Origin of the sequence: Pseudohalioglobus sediminis (assembly GCF_008370495.1) — a bacterium.
GTDB lineage: Bacteria > Pseudomonadota > Gammaproteobacteria > Pseudomonadales > Halieaceae > Halioglobus.
Genome location: NZ_VTUX01000003.1, coordinates 498,115 through 519,965 on the forward strand (window position 1 = coordinate 498,115; position 21,851 = coordinate 519,965).

Genomic DNA, 21,851 nt, shown 5'->3' on the forward strand with positions numbered 1-21,851 from the left:
GGTTTATCGACCCGGGGTATTGATGTCCGCGGCGATGGCTTCTGGCAATTCGGCCTGCGCGACCAGCACACGCACGAGTCGGAAAGTGCTTCCCGAGAGTACTATGACGCCCCTTATATTGCGACCGATGCGAGCCGGTGAGAGCCCAGGCCAGGCCGCACCCGTGGGCCACGGGTCGCCCCGGCGCCAGTCGGCGCAGTTAATTTCAGGCTATCGCTGATATCGCCTTGAATACTGTCGCCCAAACAGCATAATACGGCGTCGCCCGCTGGTCGCGGTCAGCCCTCGTACAACCCGAAAGTAATTGATGACCCAAGCCCTCCCCCAGGTTTCCCTTGGCAGTTCGCGACTGGTGCGCGTACTGACGGATATGCAGGCAACGAAAACAGAGGTTTCGCACCGCCAGTTTACCGAGCGCCTGGGACACTGGATCGACTTTGCCGATTCCATCAGCCTGTGGCAGGCACACGACCGGGAACTGAGTGTAGAAGACGAATCGGTGTCCAGCTTTGCCGCCGGCGTGACCGAAGAGTTCCTGCGCGCACGCAGCCGCATAGTACAGGCGGCAATGCGCAGTTTTTTCCCTGGCTCGGGGCCGAGCAGGATTCGCTGGCCGGAGCAGGACAACGCCCCGGCAGATGTCGAACTGGCGGTAACACCCTGCCTCAAGTTCTACCAGCAGCAGCAGGCAGACGTCGACAGCAAGGTGCGAGGTTTGCACCTGCGCACGCGTGCTGCCGTGTCCACACTTTCGGTCAGGCTGGCGCGTATCTGCGCTATTGACGCGGCACTGGCGGACGCGCTGGCGCTCCATGCACGTCGCCAGCTGGCCAGCGTACCCGCCCTGCTGGAACAGCGGCTGCGTTACCTGTTCGCGCAGTACCGGGATGCCACGGCAGCGGGCACTGACGCCGACGCGGGGTGGCGAGAAACCCGCGAGCAGTTTCGCCGCGAGACCCAGGGCCTGCTGCTGGCGGAAATCGAAGCGCGACTCCTGCCCGCGCTGGGTTTGATCGAAGCCATTAACCAAGAGATTCACGATGAAGACTAACCTGATGTTTACCACTGCCGCCTTACTTGGTGCCACTGCCATCGCCTGGATGGGCGCCGGGTTTATCGGCGCCAACCCCCTGGCACTGCTGGTGACTGTAGTGATAGCTGGCGTGTATGCACTGGGCCTGGTCGAACTGCTGCAATTCAGGCGCGCCACAGCTGGCCTGAGAGCGGGCCTGGCGGAGGTCCGCGAAGCAGACGATTTTGACTTGCAGCCATGGCTGGCCAAGCTTCCTCCCGCGCTGCAGAGCAGCGTCGCGCAGCGCGTGGAAGGCGAGCGTGTGGGCCTGCCAGCACCGGTATTCACACCTTACCTGGTCGGGCTTCTGGTGATGCTGGGCCTGCTGGGCACGTTTATCGGCATGGTCGACACCCTGCAGGGTGCTGTCACTGCGCTGCAGGGCAGTACCGAGCTTGCCGCCATTCGCGATGGCCTGGCCGCCCCGATACAGGGCCTTGGGCTGGCTTTCGGCACCTCCGTGGCCGGCGTTGCCGCCTCCGCCATGCTGGGGCTCAATGGCACGCTGAGCCGCCGCGAGCGCATGCTGGCGACGCGCGAACTGGATCGCAACATCAGCGGGCCGCTGCGGCGCTACTCCCTGCACCACAATCGCCAGCAAACCTTCCTGGCCATGCAGCAACAGGCGGATGCGCTGCCGGCGGTGGCGCGGCAGCTGGGCGACATGGCGGACAAGCTGGGACAGCTGGGCGAACGCCTGGGCCACGACCTGGCTGCGAACCAGCAACTGTTTCACCAGCAGGCGCAACAACAGTATGGCGAGCTCGCTGACTCGGTGGGACGCTCATTGCGCGATGCACTCGCTGACAGCGGGCGGCTCGCCGGTGAAAGCATCAGCCCTGCAGTTGACGCGGCAATGCAGCAGGTCACGGCCAGCGCACGCGAAACCCACGAGCAGCTGCGTTCGCTGGCCGCAAGCTCGCAGCAACAGCGTGCGGACGACGAGGCGGACTGGCTGCGCGTGCAGGGCGAGCGTATGCAGGCATTGACTGCGGCGCTGCGCGAGGACCTGGGCAAGGCAACCGGAAATGTGCAGGCTGAACTCGGCCAGCTGCGGGCTGACCAGGCTAAACGCGATCTTGCCGTAAGCGAACGCCTGCAGGACATCCAGCGCAACAGCGCCCAGCAACTGGAGACCCTCGGTGCCGACACCGCGCGCTCGCTGGCAGAGATACGGTCGGGAACCGCCGGACAACTGGGAGAGATTCAGCAGGAAACCGCAGCACAACTGGCAGAGATACAGTCAGGGACAGCCGGGCAACTGGCACAGCTGCAGCAGGACACCGCGCAGCAGCTGAGCGGCCTGCACGCAGAGACCGGAACAGCGCTGGCGCAGACGCAGGCGCAGAACCGCGAGCAGTTGGCACAGCTTGCGGACGCAGTCAGGCAGGGCATCACCTTGATGCAGGAAGCCGCAGGCGAACAACTGCAGCGCATGCACGCGAGCATGGCAGAACAACTTGCCAGCCTGGCCAGTGAACTGCAGGTGCCGATGACTGAACTGATTGCTACCGCGTCAGAGACGCCGCGCGCCGCAGCCGAGGTCATCGGCAAGCTGCGCGAAGAGGTGTCCAACAACATACAGCGCGAGAACGCACTGCTGGGCGAACGCCAGGAAATCCTGCACAGCCTTACCGCGGTAACTGGCAGCCTGCAGGAGTCAGCCCAGGAACAGCGCGCCGCCGTGGAGCAACTGGTCACCGAGGCCAGTGTCACGCTGCAGGGCGTGCGCGAAGAATTTCAGCAGCAGCTGGCAGCCGAGGCCGGCAGGTTATCGGAGATCAGCGCCAATGCCGCCGGCAGCACCGCGGATATCGCCAGCCTGGGCGAATCTTTCAGCCTGGCGGTCCAGCTGTTCAGTGAATCGAACGCGCAGCTGGTCGAAAACCTGTGCCGGATTGAGGAGTCCATGCACAAGTCCAGTGAACGCTCCGATGAACAGATGAGTTATTACGTGGCCCAGGCCCGGGAAATCATCGACCAGAGCATGCTGTCGCAGCGAGAGATCATCGAGGAGTTACGCCGGCTGGGGCAGACCGGCGACCTGTTCGCCGATGAGGCCGCCAGCTGATGGATGAGATGCAACAGGGCCTGTCCGATGACACGCCGGTGTGGGCGATATTCGGTGACCTGATGTCCGCGGTGGTGGGCGTGTTTGTGCTGATACTGGTATGGGTATTGGGCTACCAGGTCGAGCTGGCACAGTCGCTGCAGCAGGAGGTGGTGCGTCGCGAGGCCGAGCAGGAACGTCGCATGGTGCTGGAACGGGCACTGGAAGCACCCCTCGCCAGCGGGCGTATCACCCTGAGTGATGGCCGTATCGGCATCAGCGGCAGTGTCTTGTTCGCGCTCAACTCTGACCAACTGCAACCTGAGGGGCGTGAATTGCTGCGCTCGCTAGTGCCGCCGATCAAGCTATACCTGGGCGAGCAGGACGAATTGCTGATGGTCAGTGGCTTTACCGACGACCTGCCTATACAGGAAGGCAACCTCAACTACCGTGACAACTGGGAGCTGTCGGCCCAGCGCGCACTCACCGTGACCCGCGCCCTGATCGAGGAAGGCATGCCGCCCGCACTGGTCTTTGCTGCAGCATTTGGGGCGCAACAGCCGGTCGCGGCCAACACGGATGACAGTGGTCGCTCACGCAACCGGCGGGTAGAAATGGCACCCGTCCCACGCAGCCCCGCTGAGCAGCCCGCCGGTGAGTGAACTGCGCGCAGAGTTCACCGCGCTGAAAACCACGGCAGGTGATCGCGACCCGGTGCGCCTGCGCTATATCGAGAGCCTGCTGCACCGCGCGGAAACCAGCCAGGGCAGACTGGCGGAAATACTGCAGGAAAAAACCAGCAAGGCGATGGCCGACTATCGGCAGGCGGCCGCGTCTGTGCAGCGCCACGGTCGCCACAAGCCAGGCGGCGGACCACTGCGTGAACTCAATCGCCTGCTCGAGACATTGCGACAGGAACAGGACGACCCACACATCCCACCTCTCGAAGAGGCTATGCGCCAACAGGAACTGGAGCTGGTTGACGCCATCGCCGCACAGACCAACCACAGCTCACCCGGCATGCATGCAAGACAGGAAGAGCTCAAGGCGGCGCGCCGCTTCCACGCCGCCATGGTCAGGCTCAATGCCGACAAGGTGGTTAACCGCGCCCTTGAAGAGGTGCCGGAAAGTGCCGGCCCGCTCAACCCGCAGCGCCTGGCGACGCGCTCACTGACGGCCATGCGCGACCTCTCCCCGCATTACCTGAGCCGATTCGTCAGTTACATCGACACCCTGTTCTGGCTTGAACAAAGCAGCAAACCCGGCAAACGCTGAGTGCGCTGCTGGCACAGCCGTCGCACACCGCGGTATGATTCGCACTCACCAAACGGAGAACTGCCATGCGCCTGTTATTGACCTTTTTCATCGCCACGTGGACGCTTTGCGCACAGGCCGGTACGGACACTCTACAGCAGATCATCGACGAACACTGGGCCTGGCATCTGCAGCAGAGCCCCGAGACACTGACCTATCGCGGCGAACGCAGCGGCAATGATCGCTGGACGGACCGCAGCCTGGAAGCCATGGAACAGCGCTATCGCCAGCGCGGTGAATTTCTCCAGCGCCTCGAGGCGATTGACCCGGAAACCCTGAGCGCCGACGACCAGCTCAACCAGCGCATGCTCGCCCGCAGTCTGCGCAGTGACCGCAAAGCCTACGAACTCGGCCTGCCGCTGATGGACATGAACATGCGCGATGGTCCACAGCACCAGTACCAGATCAGCGCAGCCACGCCGTTCGACAACATTGACGACTACCGTATGTGGCTGTCGCGACTGGGGGCCCTGCCCACACTGCTGCAGCAGGAAACCGCATTGCTGCAGGAAGGCATCAAACGCCAGCGGGTGCAGCCACGGGTGGTCATCGAGCGTATACCCGAGCAAATCAGCAAAATCACCGGCGCCGACATCGAGGACAACCCGTTTTACCGTCCGTTCCTGGAGATGCCCGAAGCGATCGCGCCAGAACAGGCCGAGACCCTGCGCAAGGATGCCAGGGAGCTGATCGCCAATCGGGTCAATCCCGCCTACGCGGAGTTTCGCGACTTCCTGCTGCAAACCTACCTGCCCGCCTGTCGCGAACAGCCGGGAATCGGCGCCCTGCCCGGTGGCAAGGCAATCTATGAATTCCTGGCCAGCGACTTCACCACCACCACGCTGACACCACAGGAGATTCACGAACTGGGCAAACGTGAAGTGGCGCGAATCCTCGAGGAAATGCAGGCAATCAAGGATGAGGTCGGCTTCAAGGGTGACCTGCAGGCGTTCAACAACTTCCTGCGCACTGACCCGCAATTCTATTACGAGACGCCCGAGGAGTTGTTCCAGGCCTACCTTGCCGTCTCCAAGCGCCTCGATCCGGAACTGGTAAAGCTGTTCGGCAAACTGCCGCGCATGCCCTACGGTGTACGTCCAATTCCGGCAGAATCTGCGCCGGACACCACCACCGCCTACTACATGAGGCCGGCGGACAACGGCACCCGCGCCGGTTACTACTACGTCAATCTGTACCGTCCCGAGGTACGCCCCAAGTATGAGATGGAAGTTCTCAGCGTGCACGAGGCTGTACCGGGGCACCACCTGCAGATCGCACTGGCACAGGAACTCGAGGAATTGCCCGAGTTTCGCAAGGACAGTTCAGTCACGGCATTTGTCGAGGGCTGGGCGCTCTACTCCGAACAACTGGGTTACCAGATGGGACTGTACCAGGACCCGTACTCGCGCTATGGCCAGTTGACGTATGACATGTGGCGAGCAGTGCGGCTGGTAGTTGATACGGGCATTCACTACTTTGGCTGGAGCCGCCAGCGCGCGATAGATTACTTCAAGGCCAATGCCGGTAAGACCGAGGCCGACATCATCAATGAAATCGATCGCTATATCGGCTGGCCCGGACAGGCGCTGGCCTACAAGATCGGCCAGCTGAAGATCATGGCTTTGCGCGCGGATGCGGAACAGGCGCTGGGCGCAAACTTTGATATCCGCAGCTTCCACGACGAATTGCTCGGTGCCGGCGCCATACCGCTGGATGCGCTGGAAATCCGCATGGACAGCTGGCTCACTGCACAGCAGCAGCAAGCGAACTAGATCGCGCACGCCCCGGCCCCGCAATCCGGCGGGGCTGCCATTTTGCTCTCGCCCTCCTGCAGCGGCGCATCGGGCGCTGCAACAGCACCCGCGCTCAACACCGGAATACCGGCGCTGGTCGCACCAGCGTGGCAATTCATCGCAGACAAGCGGTTCGCGGCAGGAAAATTGTTACTATTGCGTAATCGTTTTCAGGACGTCCCGGTCGCTGCCCGTATCCGGTAGCATGGGTCGCAAACATCGACGCAATGATCCGTAACATGGCCAGCACACTCACCAAAGTTATCGCCCCGCTCCTCGTGATCGCCGCTTCCGCCGGCGCCTACGCACTGCTGCAGGCCTCACGCCCTGAACCGGAAAAAAATGATGAGCCGCAGCACACCGCTGCAGTCTATACCGCAACCGTGGCCCCGGAGACAGAAGCGCTCGAGGTGATCACCCAGGGCGAGGTACGCTCGCGCACAGAGATTGACCTGGTGGCACAGGTTGGTGGTCGCGTTGTAGACGTGTCGCCGGAGTTCGTCGAGGGTGGCCGTATTCAACCCGGCGTGCCCCTGCTGCAAATCGATGACACCGATTACCAGCTGGCGCTGAGCGAAGCCAAGGCACGGCTCGCCGATGCCGAACTCGCTGTGCAGCAGGCGCTTGCTGACCAGGACGTGGCGCGCAAGCAGCTGCGTAATGACCCCTCCCCTTCTGACCTGGCACTGAAGAAACCGCAGGTGGCCCAGGCCATGGCCATGCGCGAGGCGGCCAGGGCCGGCCTGGAGCAGGCGCGCCTGGAGTTGCAGCGCACGCGGGTGACCCTGCCGTTTGCAGGTCGTGTTGCCGATACCCGTGTACACATAGGCCAATTCATCAGCCCCGGCGCTGTGTTGGGCACCGTATTTGGTACCGAACTGGTGGAAGTGCGGCTACCGCTCAACAATCGGCAACTGGCATCACTGGGATTGCCGATTGGCTACACCGCCCCGGCAGGTGGTGGGCTGCCGGTCACCTTCAGCGCGGACGTTGCCGGCAGCAACCACCAGTGGACGGGCAAACTGGTTCGACTGGACGCCTCGGTGGACCCGGACACGCGCATGCTCTATGCCATCGCTGAAGTAGCCGATCCCTACGGCAAGGCGGCATCGAAGCTGGGCATGCCCCTGGCAGTCGGGCTGTTCGTGGAAGCGCGTATCCAGGGCCGCAAACTGGACCAGGGCATGCGCATTCCCGGCAGCGCACTGCGGGCCGGAAATATCGTCTATGTCGTCAACCGCGAAGGCCTGCTGGAAATCCGTGACGTCGACGTGGTTCACGCGACAGCTGACAGGGCCGTAATCAGCGCCGGCATCGCGCCGGGCGAGCAGGTAGTGACATCCGCAATCCGCAACCCGATCCAGGGCATGGCGGTACGCAGCCTGACCAGCGCGGAGGGCTAGCGCATGCATAAAGTCATCAACTGGTGGGTGCACAACCCGGTAGCCGCCAACCTGCTGATGATCGGCATCGTTCTCTCCGGCTTCCTCGGCATGCAGGCGATGGAGCGGGAGGCATTTCCCAATATCAAGATCAACCAGGCCAGCATCCAGGTGGCCTGGCCGGGAGCCAATCCACAGGAAGTGGAAGAACAGGTCATCGTGCGTATCGAGCAGTCGCTGGAGAACGTGGACCAGGTCTATCACTACGAATCCACGGCCAACGAGGGTTTCGCCGAAATTAATGTCACCACCTATCCCAACGTTGATATCAACGAGTTCATCAACGAGGTCAAGGCTGCGGTAGATGCGGTAACGTCCCTGCCCCGTGATATCGAGGCGCCGCGCGTGCAGCGCCGCCAGAGTCGCGGCGAGATGCTGCGAGTGGTGCTGCACGGCGATGTCAGCGAGCGTGAACTGACGCGACTGGCAGAGGACCTGAAAGATGAAATGGCCAGCCTGCCCTACCTGTCCACCATCAACCTGTTTGGCACACGCAAGGAAGAAGTGACCATTGAGCTGTCGGAATCGGCAATGCGCCGGTTCGGGCTGTCGTTCCAGGAAGTAGCCAACGCCATCCGCGCAAACTCCATCAACCTCTCCTCGGGACGGGTGCGCACCGAGACCGGGGACGTACAGTTGCGGGCGCGCAATCTCGCCGACGATCAGGCGGACTTTGAACGCATTGTCATACGGCAAACCCCTGAAGGCGCAGTGGTCCGCGTCGGCGATGTGGCACGGGTGATAGACGGATTCGAGGAGAACGAGATTCTCGCCACCCTCAACGGCCAGCCCGCAGTGCTGCTGCAGGCCCTGGAAACGGAAAATATGCAGGTCGTCAAGGCCAGCAATGCCGTGAAGGCCTGGATGGAGGAGGTTCGCCCGCGACTGCCCCAGGGCATCCAGATGACCATGTGGTTCGATACCGCCGACATCTACAAGGAGCGCATGGGCCTGATCGCCGAATCATCCTATATCGGCCTGGCCCTGGTATTCCTGGTGCTGATTCTCTCACTGCGTCCCAAGGTCGCGCTGTGGGTGACCGCCGGCATTGCGGTAGCCTTTATCGGCACCTTCGCCCTGCTTCCGGTAAACGACGTATCCATGAACACGATCTCGTCTTTTGCTTTCCTGATGGTGCTGGGCATTGTTGTGGATGATGCCATCGTCGTCGGTGAAAGCGTGCATCACCACGCGCACCTGAGCGGGGGCGGCCCCAGATCAGCCGTGGACGGGGCCACAGCGGTGTCGCGGCCCGTTATTTTCGCCGTCCTCACGACCATGATTGCCTTCGCGCCCTGGCTGTTTGTCAGCGGTGAGACCGCGCAGATCACGCGGCAGCTGTCGATCGTCATCACGGTGGCGCTCACCATTTCGTTGATCGAGGCCTTTTTTATCCTGCCAACGCACCTGCGACACCTCGAGCCGCGTAAAAACCTGCGCGGGCTGGCGCGGACCCAACAGAAGATCGAGCACAGCATTATCGACTTCGCCCGCAATACCTACCGCCCTGTCCTCAGCTGGGCAATCGCTCACCGATACCTGACTGCCAGCGCGTTTATCGGCGCCTTCGTGATCAGCATTGGCATCTTCACCAGCGGCTGGGTGAAGTTTTATTTCATGCCCGAGGTGCAATCCGAGCAGATATACATCAACGTCCTGCTGCCAAACGGCACACCCTACAGTCGCGCACTGGAGATACTCGATCAACTGCAGGAGGCAGAGCTTAAGCTCATCGACGAGGTGGAGCAGCGAGCACAGACAGGCGCCGGTAGCGGCAAGCTTATCGAAGGCTGGTACACACGATCGCGCCGGGACAGCGTGATTGCCATCGTCAAGCTGGCACCACCGGAAGTCCGTGACTTATCCGCCAAGGAAGCTGCAGAACGCCTGCGTGAACTGGTCGGTGACATTCCCGACGCCGACGAGATCGAAGTCAACTACACCATCAATGACAGTGGTGCCGATGTCACCTACCTGCTGAAACATCAGGACGCGCAGCTGCTAAGCGACGCCTCGCGCGACCTGAGGGCCCAGCTATCGAGCTACAACGGCACCTTTTTTGTCCGTGACAGCCAGCGCGGTGAGTCCGATGAGATCATACTCAACCTGCGCCCGGGCGCGGAGAAACTCGGCATCACCCTGGCCGACGTTTCCCAGCAGGTGCGCCAGGCCTACTTCGGCGAGGAGGTGCAGCGCCTGCCGCGAGAAAACGGCGACGTCAAGGTGATGGTCAAATACCCCGTAGAGCAGCGCAACAACCTTTCCAGCCTGGATAACTTCCGGGTGCGCACGGCGGACGGGCGGGAGGTGCCGCTGCTTTCCGTGGTCGAGGTGGAACTGGCCAGCGGCGTGCAGCGCATCAAGCGCCGGGACGGCCAGCGCTTTATTCGCGTGCGCGCGGACATGGACCACGACCTCATGGGAGACATCACCCGCGACATTAACGACAATTTCCTGCCACAGTTGCGGCTGCGCTACCCCGGCCTGGAAGTGCTGAAGGGCGGACAGCAGGAGGAGGAACAGGAGTTCTTCAGTGAGATCCTGGCCCTGTATGCGGTCGCGCTGTTCGCAATGTATACGCTGATCGCGATCGCCTTCCACTCATACTGGTTGCCACTACTGGTGATGACCGCCATTCCATTTGGTTTTATGGGCGCTATTTTCGGCCATTTGCTGTTCGGCACGCCCATGGCCATGTTCTCCTGGTTCGGCATCGGTGCCGCCGCGGGGGTCGTGGTGAACGACAACCTCGTGCTGGTGGACTACATAGGCCGCCTGCGCGAGGAGGGTCACAAGTTACACGCGGCCATCATCGAAGCCGGCGTGAGCCGGTTCCGGCCTATCCTGCTGACCACGGTCACCACCTTCGTCGGGCTGATACCGATCATGTCGGAACGTGCCACCGACGCACAGTTCCTCAAGCCGGCAGTGTTATCGCTGGCCTTCGGTGTATTGTTTGCGCTATTCGTCACCCTGCTTATGGTGCCGGCCCTGTACGCCATTGGTGGCGACCTCGGTCGGCACAAGTCGCGATTGGCGTCTCGGTTGTTTCCCCGCAACGCGCACCGCCCAGCGCACGCGACCACGCGCGACAGCGAATAACCACGCCCCGGGGGCCCGGGGCGTGGTGCTCTTACTGCTGCAGGTATTTCTGCGTCAGCTTGTCAATTGACCAGGAGTCAGGACGCTGGCTGGGTGGATATGCCTCAAAAGTCTGCAGGTACATGGTTGTCGTTGCGCTGCCCATGTATATCCAGGCGGCCTTATCGATCATCCAGTCCCAGTAGCTGTTGGAATTGTGGTCCGCGCGTTCAAAGGGATCCCGGCGCAGGTTGAATATCTTGGGCAGACGCAGGGTGACGAAGGGCTCTGCCCACAGTGCCATGGTCTGGGCCCGGTTTTCTGCGTAGACGATCTTCCAGTCACCCACGCGTACAGCAACAGGCATGGCACCGTCGTTGTGGTAAATAAAGCTCTTGCGCGGGCCCTGCTCGGCTTTACCGGTCAGGTAAGGCAGGAAGTTGTAACCATCGAGGTGCAGTTTGGACTGCTTGCTGCCCACTCGCTTGCCCTTGAGCAAATCCTGCTTGAGGTTGGCATCCCCCGCCGCCGCGACCAGCGTCGGCATCCAGTCGAGGTGGGACATGATCTCTGTCGACACCTGCCCAGGGGCGATCTTGCCGGGCCAGCGCACTGCAGCGGGCACCCGGTAGGCGCCTTCCCAGTTGGAGTTCTTTTCACTGCGGAAGGGCGTGATGCCGGCATCCGGCCAGGTATTGAAATGCACGCCGTTGTCCGTGGAGTAGAAGACAATGGTATTGTCGGCCACACCCAGGTCATCGAGCTGGTCGAGCATCATGCCCACCAGTTCGTCGTGTGCCACCATCACGTCATTGTAGAAATCCTGGCCCGACTTGCCGAGGTGCTTTTTCGCAGGGTGGGTGCGAAAGTGCATGCCGGTGGTGTTAAGCCATACAAAGAAAGGCTTGTCCGCTTTGACGGTCTTGTCGACGAATTTCATCGCCGCGGCCACGAACTCCTCGTCAGCGGTTTCCATGCGCTTGCGCGTGAGTGGACCGGTATCCTCGACGCGACCATCAGCGTAGGAACGAATCACACCACGCGGGCCGAACATCTTGCGGAAGCTCGGGTCCTTGGGATAGTCGACGTCCTCCGGTTCCTCCTCGGCGTTCAGGTGGTAGAGGTTGCCGAAAAACTCGTCAAAGCCGTGATTGGTGGGCAGGTGCTCATCCTTATCGCCGAAATGATTCTTGCCGAACTGGCCGGTGGCATAGCCCTTGTCCTTGAGCACCTCGGCGATGGTGAGGTCACGGTCGTTAATGCCCAGTTCCGCCCCGGGCAGGCCGACCTTGGACATGCCGGTGCGCAGGGGTGTCTGGCCGGTGATAAAGCTGGAACGACCGGCAGTGCAGCTCTGGTCACCGTAGTAATCGATAAAGCGCATGCCCTCGTTGGCAATGCGATCGATGTTCGGTGTGCGATATCCCATGATGCCGTCGCTATAGGCGCTGATATTGGTGATACCGATATCATCGCCCCATATCACCAGTATATTGGGCTTGTCGGCCGCTGCCGCCGGCAGCGAGAAAACGGCCGTGATGAGCAGGCCGATGGCGGCCAGGGGTGCTTTGATACTCACGTGATTATCCTCATTTTTATGGGTTATCTGTCTATCTTAGCGCACTGCCTATTGTGCGGCGAGCGCCAGCGCAACCAGGTATGCTCGATCAGTCTGCCGGCTTGTTGCGCTCGAAAGCGGCCAGCTGTTCCGCCGTTGCCTCGGTCTGGTAACGCGCTTTCCAGTCGGCATAGGGCATACCGTAAACCTTCTCACGCGCGGCTTCGTACTCCACGCTGTGCCCCTGCTCCTCTGCTGCCGCCACGTACCACTTGGACAGGCAGTTGCGGCAGAAGCCCGCCAGATTCATCAGCTCGATATTCTGTACGTCCTTGCGCTCATCCAGGTGTGCCAGCAGGCGCCGGAATACCGCCGCTTCGATCTTGTCGCTGTCAGTCATTGTCGCTACTCCGCTGTTAATGAAATGAATGCCTGTCACGGCTCTCTTTCGGCGACGCCCGGCCTGATCGGGGGTGACGGCAGACCACGCTCCAGCACCTCCAGCAGGGCGGCGCCCTGTCCGGCAAAGCGCCATTTCACTGTGCCAAAATCCGCAATATCCAGCCAGAAGCTCCGCTTTACCTCGCCGAGTCGCGGGGCGATGGTGCCGGAGTCCGCGTGAATAGCGCAATAATACAAGTGAAAACCCGTGTCGAATACCGCCAGCAGTTGCTGCGGCATCAGGTCCAGCCCTGTTTCTTCCAGGGTTTCCCTGTGCGCCGCACATTGGGCTGACTCCCCGGGCCTGGACTTGCCGCCGGGAGGTGTGAGCCCGCCCTTGCGCGACTCAACCACCAGGATCTTTCCATGCACCACCGCTAGGCAACCTGCCGACGGAGCGTAATCGGGTTTACCTTGGTAGGGGCAAGCCTGCCCGGCGAGCACATGACACCCGGCCAGCATCATCATTCCAAGTGTCATTGGCCAGCGCAAGCTCAATACTCCAGGGCCACCCTGTCGGCGCCCAGTTCGTCGCGCAGTGCCTGCAGCAGTTCGTCGCTGGGCACCACTCGCCAGCGCTCGCCGAAATCTACCCGCGCCTTGTTGCCAGCCTGCTGGTATATCAGCGACACCGGGCAGCGACCGCCACCGGCAGTGGTCAGGATGCCAGCAAGCCTGTCCGTGAGGCTGTCGGTAACGGCTTCGCCGGTAAGCTTGAGCGTGAGTCGGGAAGCATAGTTCTGGCGCGCCTCGTCGATACTGCGCACGCTGGCAGCGCGCATTACCGGCTTGCCGCTGCGATCGTCCTGCTGCACCCTGCCCTCGACGATCACGATAGTGTCCTTGACCAACAGTTCCCGGTATTCGCCATAAACTTCCGAAAACAGGGTCACTTCCATTTGCGCGCTGCTGTCATCCAGCGTCAGCACCGCCATGGTGCCGCGCTGCGTATTCATGGTCCGTGTCGCCATGATCAGGCCGGCTATCACCTGGTTGCCGTTTCTGTCTGGCCGCACATCAACGATACGTTTGGGCGCGAAGCGTCTCACCTCCGCCTGGTACTCATCAATCGGGTGCCCGGTAATGTACAGGCCCAGGGTATCGCGCTCGCCGCCCAGGCGCTCCTTGTCCGACCACGGGCGCACGCCCCTGAACTCGGCATAAACATCTTCCACGCCATTTTGCTGACTGGGCACCACCTCTCCGAACAGGTCATCAATCCCGGCATCGCGATTGCTGGCGCTCTGTTCGGCTGCTTTCAGGGCGTCTTCCATGGCGGCCATCAGCACCCAGCGATCCTCGCCCAGGGAATCCAGGGCGCCGGACCTGATAAGGGCTTCGATCGCCTTGCGATTGACCTTGCGCGGGTCGGTGCGCGCGCAGAAATCGAACAGGTCGGTGAAGGTGCCGTCCTGTTCACGCGTCTTGAGGATACTCTCGATGGGGCCCTCGCCCAGACCCTTGATCGCACCGAGGCCGTAGATGATGTCGTCCTGCGCATTCACCGTGAACATATACTGACCCTCGTTCACATCGGGCAGCTTGAGTGAAAGCTTCATACGCTTGCACTCGTCGACAAACACCACGATCTTGTCAGTGTTGTCCAGTTCAGAGCTCATTACCGCGGCCATGAAGGGCGCGGGATACTGCGCCTTCAGCCAACAGGTCTGGTATGACACCAGCGCATACGCTGCGGAGTGAGATTTGTTGAAGCCGTAGCCCGCAAACTTCTCCACCAGGTCAAAGATCTTCATCGCCAGGTCGCCATCGACACCTTTCGAACTGGCACCCTCCTTGAAGACCTCGCGCTGCTTGGCCATTTCTTCGGGCTTTTTCTTACCCATGGCCCGGCGCAGCATATCGGCACCGCCGAGCGTGTAGCCGGCGAGGACCTGGGCGATCTGCATCACCTGCTCCTGGTACAGAATGATGCCGTAGGTGGGCTCGAGGATAGGTTGCAGCCACTCATGCTGCCACTTGATATCCGGGTAGGAAATCTCCTCGCGGCCATGCTTGCGGTTGATGAAATTGTCCACCATGCCGGACTGCAGCGGGCCCGGCCGGTACAGTGCCACCAGGGCGACGATGTCTTCGAAACAGTCCGGCTGCAGGCGCTCGATGAGCTCCTTCATACCGCTGGATTCCAGCTGGAATACAGCAGTGGTGCGGGCCGACTTGAGCAGATTGAAAGAGGCCTGGTCATCCAGGGGAATCTGCATGATGTCGAGAGGGTCCTCACCTGCTCGCTGGCGGGCAGCGTTGATCATCTTCACCGCCCAGTCAATGATGGTGAGGGTACGCAAACCCAGGAAATCAAACTTCACCAGGCCGGCATCTTCCACGTCGCCCTTGTCGTATTGGGTGACCAGACCCGAACCGGTTTCATCGCAGTAAAGGGGCGAGAAGTCTGTCAGCCGGGAGGGCGCGATAACCACGCCACCGGCGTGCTTGCCAACGCCGCGCGTGATCCCTTCCAGTTGCTCCGCCATGTCCCAGATTTCCTGGGCCTGGGGATCCTCAGCCAGGAACTCGCGCAGCGCCTCCTCCTGCTCCAGCGCTTTCTCCAGTGTCATCCCCACTTCAAAGGGGATCAGCTTGGACAGCTTGTCGGCAAGGCCATAGGACTTACCCTGTACCCGCGCTACATCGCGCACCACGGCCTTGGCCGCCATGGTGCCAAACGTGATGATCTGTGAGACCGCCTCTCGACCGTAGGTATCGGCAACGTAGTCGATGACCTGGTCGCGCTTCTCCATACAGAAATCGACGTCGAAGTCCGGCATGGACACACGCTCCGGATTGAGGAAGCGCTCGAACAGCAAGTCGTATTCGATGGGGTCAAGGTCAGTAATTTCCAGTGCGTAGGCCACCAGTGAACCGGCGCCGGAACCCCGGCCCGGGCCCACCGGGATATCGTGCTGCTTGGCCCAGCGGATAAAATCCATCACGATCAGGAAGTAACCGGGGAAGCCCATCTGGATGATGGTCTCCAGCTCAAAGTCCAGCCGCTCGCGGTATTCCCGCTGTTTGTCAGCGAAGTCTGCCGCCTGCTCATCGAAGAGGAACGCCAGCCTGGCATCGAGGCCGTCATGCGAAAGCTGGCGGAAATACTCGTCCATGGTCATGCCGTCGGGGACCGGGTAGTCCGGCAGGTACGGCTTACCCAACTCCAGTATCACACTACAGCGCCGGGCAATCTCCACGCTGTTGGCCAGCGCTTCCGGTATGTCCGCAAACAGCTCCGCCATTTCCTCGGCGGAGCGCAGGTACTGCTGGTCGGTGTAACGGCGGGCACGGCGGGGATCGTCCAGTGTGCGCCCCTCGCCGATGCATACGCGGGCCTCATGGGCCTCGAATTCGCTCGACTCGAGAAAACGTACATCGTTGGTGGCCACCACCGGGCACTGCAGCTCAGCGGCCATCTCCACCGCACCATGCAGGTGGGCTTCATCGCCTTCCCTGCCCGTTCGATGCAACTCGAGGTAGAACCGGTCGGGGTAGACCTGCATCCAGTAGCGGGCACGCTCCCGGGCCAGTTCGGGCTTGCCGCCAACGATGGCCTGCCCCACGTCACCCTGGGCGCCGGCGGAAAGGGCAATAACCCCCTCGGCACATTCCTGCAACCAGCTCTTGCGCACGTGAGGCAGCCCCAGGTACTGCCCCTCAGACCAGGACCGGCTGATCAGCAGGATCAGGTTCTGGTAGCCAACCTGGTTCATCGCCAGCAGGCACAGCGGGTAGGATTTCTCCGGGTCATCCGCTTCCATCACGCGCAGATCAACGCCAACTATCGGCTGCACCCCGGCACTGAAGGCGCTCTTGTAAGCCTTGATCAAGCCGTAGAAATTGCTGAAATCGGTGATCGCCACGGCAGGCATGCCCATTTCGGCGACACGGTTCATCAATGGCTTGAGGCGGACCAGACCATCGACAATGGAATACTCGGAATGGAGGCGCAGATGTACGAACTGACTCATGGGCAGAGTGTACTCCGCTTCGCTGGCCCGGGCAGCATCTGGAGGAAAATTTTCTGGCGCCAGCGTTATCCCGGGCTGGCGGGGCGACCGCCAGCGGGACTAGAGAATCACTTGACGATTTTCAGGGAGGGTCTGCCTTCCGGCTTGGGTGGTTCCGGCGTGTCATCGCCGGGCGGTGTGGGTTCGGGCTCGTCCTCGGGCTCGAACACCATGCCCTTGCCATTCTCACGGGCATAGATGCCAATAACAGCATTGACCGGCACGAAAATGTCCGTGGCCACGCCACCAAAGCGGCCATTGAACATCACCGAGTCGTTGGAGATATCCAGGTCCACCACGGCGGTGGGCGAGATATTCAACACGATCTGTCCGTCCTTCACATACTGTTCGGGCACCTGGACCTGTTCGGGCGTGGCATCTACCAGTATGTAGGGCGTACAGCCGTTATCCACGATCCACTCATAGAGCGCTCGCATGATATAGGGTCGACTGGGTGTCATGGTCATAGCAGACAGACCGGCAGGCGGCGGCGCTTAGGAGCGCATCTCCCGCTCCTGCTCAGACAGGCTTTCCTGGAATGACTCACGATTGAACAGCGAGTCCATGTAGGCGAGCAGCGGCTTGGTCTGCTTGGACGAGCGGATATCGACGCCCAGGGTGGGCAGGCGCCACAGGATGGGCGCTATGCAGCAATCCACCAGGGTGAACTCTTCGCTCATGAAAAAGGGCTTCTCGGCGAAAATCGGCGCAATGCCGGTCACGCTGTCTTTCAGCTCTTTGGTCGCTTTCTTGATCACATTGTCGCTGCGCGTCGTCAGAATGGAATCCACCAGGGAACACCAGTCTTTCTCGATACGATGTATCAATAACCGGCTTTCCGCGCGTGCTACCGGGTACACCGGCAACAGGGGAGGATGCGGGAAACGCTCGTCCAGGTATTCCATCATCACCTTGGACTCATAGAGCACCAGGTCGCGGTCTACCAGGGTGGGCAAACTGTGATACGGGTTGAGTTCGGACAGCTCTGCCGGGGGATGCGCCGCGTCTGTCTCGATCATATCGACGGTGACGCCCTTCTCAGCCAGGACGATACGCACGCGGTGACTATAGTGACTGGTTGGATCAGAGAAAAAAGTCATTGAAGATCGCTTTGCCACAACACCCATCGGGAATTCCTCAGTTTGGTTCCGTTTTAAAACAACAAGGCAGCGTGGCCCAGGCCACGCTGCCGCAGATGATCACAGGGGATCAGTGAACGTCTTTCCAGTACTCGCGGTTCAGCAACCAGGCAAACACGAAGAACAGCACGATAAACAGCAGTACGAAGACGCCGGTGCGCTGCCGCTCGGCTGCAATGGGCTCCGCTGTGTAGGCCATGAAATTGACCAGGTCGTAGATCGCCGTATCAAACTCTTCCGGGCTCATGCTGCCTGCTTCAGTAATGGCAAACTTGCCACAGGGATCTTCCAGGATGTCTTCGCCGGTCAGGGGGTCGCGCTTTACACCCCCGTTGTGTGCTTTAACCGGACCCATGGCGCACTCCTGCATGCCCTGAAGCTCCAGCATGACATGGGGCATGCCCACGTCCTTGAACACACGGTTGTTGACGCCGTAAGGGCGACTGTCGTCGCGATGGAAGTTGCGCAGGTAGGTATAGAGCCACTCCGGCTGGCGAGCACGGGCCGCGAGGGTCAGGTCGGGCGGTGTCGCGCCAAACCATGTCTTCGCTGTGCGGTCATCCATGGCATTGTCCATGAGTGCCCCGACCTTGACGTTGGTGTCGAAGATCAGGTGCTCCTGCATCATGTCCTCGGGGATACCGAGGTCAGCAGCCACCCGGTTGTAACGGGAGTATTTCATGGAGTGGCAAGCCATGCAGTAGTTCATATACAGCTTGGCGCCATTCTGCAGCGAAGGCTTGTCGTGCGGATCGGCAACGAATTCGTCACACGGAATCGCGCCACACTTGTAGGCCGACTCGGCCCCCACCGCCTTCAACGGCAGGATCGTCAGCGCGAGGATCAACGCCAGGCCACCCATACTGCCCCAGAACCCGATACCGCCGTCCATGGTGACACGCTCGGGCACAGGCTTGGTTTTATCCATCGCCGACCAGATCGGCATCAGCAGGAAGAAAGCGAAATAGAACACGGAGCAGATCTGCGCCAGGAAAGTACGCTCAGGCGTCGGTGCTTTCACACCCAGCACGCCAAGGATCAGGAAGCTGGCAACGAACAACACCAGCATCACCTTGGTGATATTGCCACGATAGCGCCAGGACCTCACCGGGCTGCGGTCCAGCCAGGGCAGCAGGAAGGGAATGGCCACTGAAGCGGCGAAGGCCACGAAACCCCAGAACTTGTCCGGCACGGCGCGCAACACCGAGTAGAAGGGAGTGAAGTACCACACCGGCGCAATGTGCTCCGGGGTCTTCAAGGCATTGGCTTCCTCAAAATTCGCATACTCGAGGAAGAAACCACCCATCTCGGGCATGAAGAACATCACGCCACAGAAGATGAACAGGAACACCGCAATCGCCTGCAGGTCGTGAACGGTGTAGTAAGGGTGGAACGCCACGCCGTCCAGCGGCACACCATCGGGCCCTTTGTGCTTCTTGATATCCACGCCGTCGGGGTTATTTGAGCCCACCTCGTGCAACGCCAGCAGGTGCAGTACCACCAGGGCCAGCAGAACGATCGGCAGCGCCACCACGTGCAGGGCGAAGAAGCGGTTCAGGGTGATCCCGGAAATCAGGTAGTCACCGCGAATCCAGGTCACTATGTCTTCACCGACGACGGGGATGGCCCCGAACAGTGAAATAATCACCTGCGCACCCCAGTAGGACATCTGGCCCCAGGGCAGCACGTAACCGACAAAGGCTTCCGCCATCAGCACCACGAAGATGAGCATGCCGAAGATCCAGATCAATTCGCGCGGCTTCTTGTACGAGCCGTACAGCAGAGCCCGGAACATGTGCAGGTACACCACGACGAAGAACGCCGACGCACCGGTGGAATGCATGTAGCGCAGTATCCAGCCGTAGTCGACATCGCGCATGATGTACTCGACCGAAGCAAAGGCGTCCTCCGCGCTCGGCGTATAGTTCATGGTCAGCCAGATGCCGGTGAGCAACTGGTTGACCAGCACGATGAGGGACAGTACACCGAAGAAATACCAGAAGTTGAAGTTCTTGGGCGCATAGTACTTGCCCATATGGGTGTTCCAGGCGCGCATGATGGGCAGGCGCTCATCAACCCAGTCGCGTAAACCAATAAGCATATTAATCATCAGGCAGCCTCCGCATCCACGCCGATTACCAGGACGTTGTCACCCTCGAACGAGTAAGGGGGTACCGCAAGGTTGGTTGAAGCCGGCACACCAGAATAGACGCGGCCGGCAAGATCAAATTTGGAACCATGGCACGGGCAGAAGAAGCCACCCAGCCACTCGTCACCACCGAGGTCGGCGGCGCCGACTTCGGGCCGGAACTTGGGCGCACAACCCAGGTGTGTGCAGAGCCCAACCACTACCAGTATCTCGGGACGCAGGCTGCGCCCTACTCCGGAGATGTAAGCGGGCTGCTCCGAAATCTCTGACTGGGGGTCTTTCAATGTGCCGTCGAGCTTGGGCAGGTCTTCCAGCTGGGAAGGCGTGCGGTGCATCACGTAGACGGGCTTGCCGCGCCATTCCACCACCACCATCTGGCCTGGTTCGAGTTTGCCAATATCTGCCTTCACCGGCGCGCCGGCGGCCTTGGCCTTGGCTGATGGGTTCCAGGAACCCAGGAAAGGCACTGCCACGCCAACCACGCCAGCAACGCCCACTGCACTGGTGGCAGCCGTCAGGAACTTTCTCCTGCCGGTGTTTACGCCCTCGCTACTCATGCTTTTCTCCCATAGATTTGAAACAGCTGGGCGCCTGGAATGTCGCCCCGGAAACCGCTTCTCAGAAAATGGTGCAAATTCTAGTGACTTTACCTACGTGTTACAAGGTAAACGCATTGATTTAAAAGCAATTTGCCCAGGAAATTTGCCCTGGATCAAGGTCACCGTCACAGCGCATCGCGACTTTTTCCCGGGCAAAAAAAACGTCCGCCCACGAGATAGCGGGCGGACGCTTTTGCTGATGCAGTGTATCCCGCCAGTGCGGGACCACAGACACGTTAGCGCTTGGAGTACTGAGGACGCTTGCGAGCCTTGCGCAGGCCCACTTTCTTGCGCTCCACCTCACGGGCGTCACGCGTCACATAGCCGGCCCCGCGCAGGGTGCCGCGCAGCGACTCGTCGTATTCCATCAGGGCACGGGTAATGCCGTGGCGGATCGCACCGGCCTGGCCGAAGCTGCCGCCACCTGCCACAGTCACGTTGATATCGAATTTGTCATTCAATTCAACGAGTTCCAGCGGCTGGCGCACGATCATACGGGCGACTTCGCGACCGAAATACTGATCCAGCGGACGCTTGTTAATGGTGATATTACCCTGGCCGCTTTGCAGGAAAACGCGGGCGGTGGACGTCTTGCGACGACCGGTTCCGTAATATTGGGTAGCTGACATAAATACTATCCGTTAGATGTTCAGTACTTGGGGCTGCTGTGCGGCATGCGGATGCTCGGTACCCGCGTACACTTTCAGCTTCTTGAACATGGCGCGGCCCAGCGGGTTGCGCGGCAACATGCCCTTGACCGCACCCTGGATGACGCGCTCGGGGGCCTTGTCGATCAATTTCTCAAAGGAAATTGACTTGAGGCCACCGGGGTATCCGGTGTGGCTGTGATAAATCTTGTCGGTCGCCTTGGCTCCGGTTACACGCACTTTCTCGGCGTTGATGACGACGATGTAGTCGCCGGTGTCAACGTGAGGTGTGTATTCGGGCTTGTGTTTGCCGCGCAAACGATGCGCGATTTCACTGGCCAGGCGCCCCAGGGTCTTGTCAGAAGCATCGACCACGAACCAGTCGCGGGACACGTCTTCTGCTTTGGCACTGTAAGTTTTCATGCAAATAACCGCCTCTTGGAGGGCTCCAATTTCGAGAGCGCGAATACTACTTCGTACACCAGGCCTTTTCAAGACGAAAAACGAATAAATTTCGTCACTTACGCAACAGCCCGGCGCTGCTTCCTGC

At 60.7% G+C, this 21,851-nt stretch carries 17 protein-coding genes; 7 read left to right on the plus strand and 10 right to left on the minus strand.

The features are described 5' to 3' along the window. Nucleotides 1-307 precede the first annotated feature (307 nt). The 7 genes from F0M18_RS08870 to F0M18_RS08900 all read left to right on the plus strand — a co-directional run bounded on the left by F0M18_RS08870 (nt 308) and on the right by F0M18_RS08900 (nt 10,773). Entirely contained in the window at nt 308-1,051 is a 744-nt protein-coding gene (locus tag F0M18_RS08870; protein WP_149611039.1) for a DUF3348 family protein, read from the plus strand. Beyond that, complete coding sequence (locus F0M18_RS08875) at nt 1,041-3,143, plus strand: coiled-coil domain-containing protein (RefSeq protein WP_149611040.1); 2,103 nt, start codon at nt 1,041-1,043, stop codon at nt 3,141-3,143. The genes F0M18_RS08870 and F0M18_RS08875 overlap by 11 nt, the downstream gene beginning before the upstream one ends. After that, on the plus strand, nt 3,143-3,784 hold the full coding sequence (locus F0M18_RS08880; RefSeq protein ID WP_149611041.1) for an OmpA family protein: 642 nt from the start codon (nt 3,143-3,145) through the stop codon (nt 3,782-3,784). The genes F0M18_RS08875 and F0M18_RS08880 overlap by 1 nt, the downstream gene beginning before the upstream one ends. Then, complete coding sequence (locus tag F0M18_RS08885; RefSeq protein ID WP_188109658.1) at nt 3,777-4,397, plus strand: DUF2894 domain-containing protein; 621 nt, start codon at nt 3,777-3,779, stop codon at nt 4,395-4,397. Before F0M18_RS08880 ends, F0M18_RS08885 begins: the two co-directional genes overlap by 8 nt. A gap of 65 nt (nt 4,398-4,462) precedes the next feature. Then, nucleotides 4,463-6,208, plus strand: a complete 1,746-nt coding sequence (locus F0M18_RS08890; RefSeq protein WP_149611043.1) for a DUF885 domain-containing protein — start codon at nt 4,463-4,465, stop codon at nt 6,206-6,208. Between the two features lie 260 nt (nt 6,209-6,468). Beyond that, complete coding sequence (locus F0M18_RS08895) at nt 6,469-7,632, plus strand: efflux RND transporter periplasmic adaptor subunit (RefSeq protein WP_149611044.1); 1,164 nt, start codon at nt 6,469-6,471, stop codon at nt 7,630-7,632. 3 nt (nt 7,633-7,635) lie between these two features. Further along, nucleotides 7,636-10,773: an efflux RND transporter permease subunit gene (locus F0M18_RS08900; protein ID WP_149611045.1), complete on the plus strand. Its 3,138-nt coding sequence runs from the start codon at nt 7,636-7,638 to the stop codon at nt 10,771-10,773. A 31-nt stretch (nt 10,774-10,804) separates the two neighbouring features. On the opposite strand, the gene F0M18_RS08905 is transcribed toward F0M18_RS08900, so the two are convergent. From F0M18_RS08905 to rplM, 10 genes are all read right to left on the minus strand, one after another. Continuing rightward, nucleotides 10,805-12,325 (minus strand): arylsulfatase, encoded by a 1,521-nt coding sequence (locus tag F0M18_RS08905; protein WP_262500900.1) that lies wholly within the window; start codon nt 12,323-12,325, stop codon nt 10,805-10,807. A gap of 94 nt (nt 12,326-12,419) precedes the next feature. After that, entirely contained in the window at nt 12,420-12,710 is a 291-nt protein-coding gene (locus F0M18_RS08910; RefSeq protein ID WP_149611047.1) for a DUF1244 domain-containing protein, read from the minus strand. 35 nt (nt 12,711-12,745) lie between these two features. Continuing rightward, entirely contained in the window at nt 12,746-13,231 is a 486-nt protein-coding gene (locus F0M18_RS08915; protein ID WP_149611048.1) for an NUDIX hydrolase, read from the minus strand. A 14-nt stretch (nt 13,232-13,245) separates the two neighbouring features. Then, nucleotides 13,246-16,728 carry a DNA polymerase III subunit alpha gene (gene dnaE, locus F0M18_RS08920; RefSeq protein WP_149611049.1) on the minus strand — a complete coding sequence of 1,161 codons (3,483 nt, stop codon included), beginning with the start codon at nt 16,726-16,728 and terminating at the stop codon, nt 13,246-13,248. 107 nt (nt 16,729-16,835) lie between these two features. Next, on the minus strand, nt 16,836-17,234 hold the full coding sequence (locus F0M18_RS08925) for a ClpXP protease specificity-enhancing factor (protein WP_223177936.1): 399 nt from the start codon (nt 17,232-17,234) through the stop codon (nt 16,836-16,838). Nucleotides 17,235-17,261: 27 nt separating this feature from the next. Further along, entirely contained in the window at nt 17,262-17,894 is a 633-nt protein-coding gene (locus F0M18_RS08930) for a glutathione S-transferase N-terminal domain-containing protein (RefSeq protein ID WP_149611050.1), read from the minus strand. Nucleotides 17,895-17,976: 82 nt separating this feature from the next. Beyond that, entirely contained in the window at nt 17,977-20,016 is a 2,040-nt protein-coding gene (locus F0M18_RS08935) for a ubiquinol-cytochrome c reductase (protein ID WP_149611051.1), read from the minus strand. Then, nucleotides 20,016-20,612: a ubiquinol-cytochrome c reductase iron-sulfur subunit gene (gene petA / locus F0M18_RS08940; protein ID WP_149611052.1), complete on the minus strand. Its 597-nt coding sequence runs from the start codon at nt 20,610-20,612 to the stop codon at nt 20,016-20,018. The genes F0M18_RS08935 and petA overlap by 1 nt, the downstream gene beginning before the upstream one ends. 278 nt (nt 20,613-20,890) lie before the next feature. After that, complete coding sequence (gene rpsI, locus F0M18_RS08945) at nt 20,891-21,283, minus strand: 30S ribosomal protein S9 (RefSeq protein ID WP_149611053.1); 393 nt, start codon at nt 21,281-21,283, stop codon at nt 20,891-20,893. Between the two features lie 12 nt (nt 21,284-21,295). Continuing rightward, nucleotides 21,296-21,724 carry a 50S ribosomal protein L13 gene (gene rplM, locus F0M18_RS08950; RefSeq protein ID WP_149611054.1) on the minus strand — a complete coding sequence of 143 codons (429 nt, stop codon included), beginning with the start codon at nt 21,722-21,724 and terminating at the stop codon, nt 21,296-21,298. Between the last annotated feature and the right edge of the window lie 127 nt (nt 21,725-21,851).

Bases quoted from the DNA above. Each gene is read 5' to 3' on its own strand.
- F0M18_RS08870 (WP_149611039.1), top strand. From the start codon at position 308: ATGACCCAAGCCCTCCCCCAGGTTTCCCTTGGCAGTTCGCGACTGGTG.
- F0M18_RS08875 (WP_149611040.1), top strand. From the start codon at position 1,041: ATGAAGACTAACCTGATGTTTACCACTGCCGCCTTACTTGGTGCCACT.
- F0M18_RS08880 (WP_149611041.1), top strand. From the start codon at position 3,143: ATGGATGAGATGCAACAGGGCCTGTCCGATGACACGCCGGTGTGGGCG.
- F0M18_RS08890 (WP_149611043.1), top strand. From the start codon at position 4,463: ATGCGCCTGTTATTGACCTTTTTCATCGCCACGTGGACGCTTTGCGCA.
- F0M18_RS08895 (WP_149611044.1), top strand. From the start codon at position 6,469: ATGGCCAGCACACTCACCAAAGTTATCGCCCCGCTCCTCGTGATCGCC.
- F0M18_RS08900 (WP_149611045.1), top strand. From the start codon at position 7,636: ATGCATAAAGTCATCAACTGGTGGGTGCACAACCCGGTAGCCGCCAAC.
- F0M18_RS08910 (WP_149611047.1), bottom strand. From the start codon at position 12,710: ATGACTGACAGCGACAAGATCGAAGCGGCGGTATTCCGGCGCCTGCTG.
- F0M18_RS08915 (WP_149611048.1), bottom strand. From the start codon at position 13,231: ATGACACTTGGAATGATGATGCTGGCCGGGTGTCATGTGCTCGCCGGG.
- dnaE (WP_149611049.1), bottom strand. From the start codon at position 16,728: ATGAGTCAGTTCGTACATCTGCGCCTCCATTCCGAGTATTCCATTGTC.
- F0M18_RS08925 (WP_223177936.1), bottom strand. From the start codon at position 17,234: ATGACCATGACACCCAGTCGACCCTATATCATGCGAGCGCTCTATGAG.
- F0M18_RS08930 (WP_149611050.1), bottom strand. From the start codon at position 17,894: ATGGGTGTTGTGGCAAAGCGATCTTCAATGACTTTTTTCTCTGATCCA.
- F0M18_RS08935 (WP_149611051.1), bottom strand. From the start codon at position 20,016: ATGATTAATATGCTTATTGGTTTACGCGACTGGGTTGATGAGCGCCTG.
- petA (WP_149611052.1), bottom strand. From the start codon at position 20,612: ATGAGTAGCGAGGGCGTAAACACCGGCAGGAGAAAGTTCCTGACGGCT.
- rpsI (WP_149611053.1), bottom strand. From the start codon at position 21,283: ATGTCAGCTACCCAATATTACGGAACCGGTCGTCGCAAGACGTCCACC.
- rplM (WP_149611054.1), bottom strand. From the start codon at position 21,724: ATGAAAACTTACAGTGCCAAAGCAGAAGACGTGTCCCGCGACTGGTTC.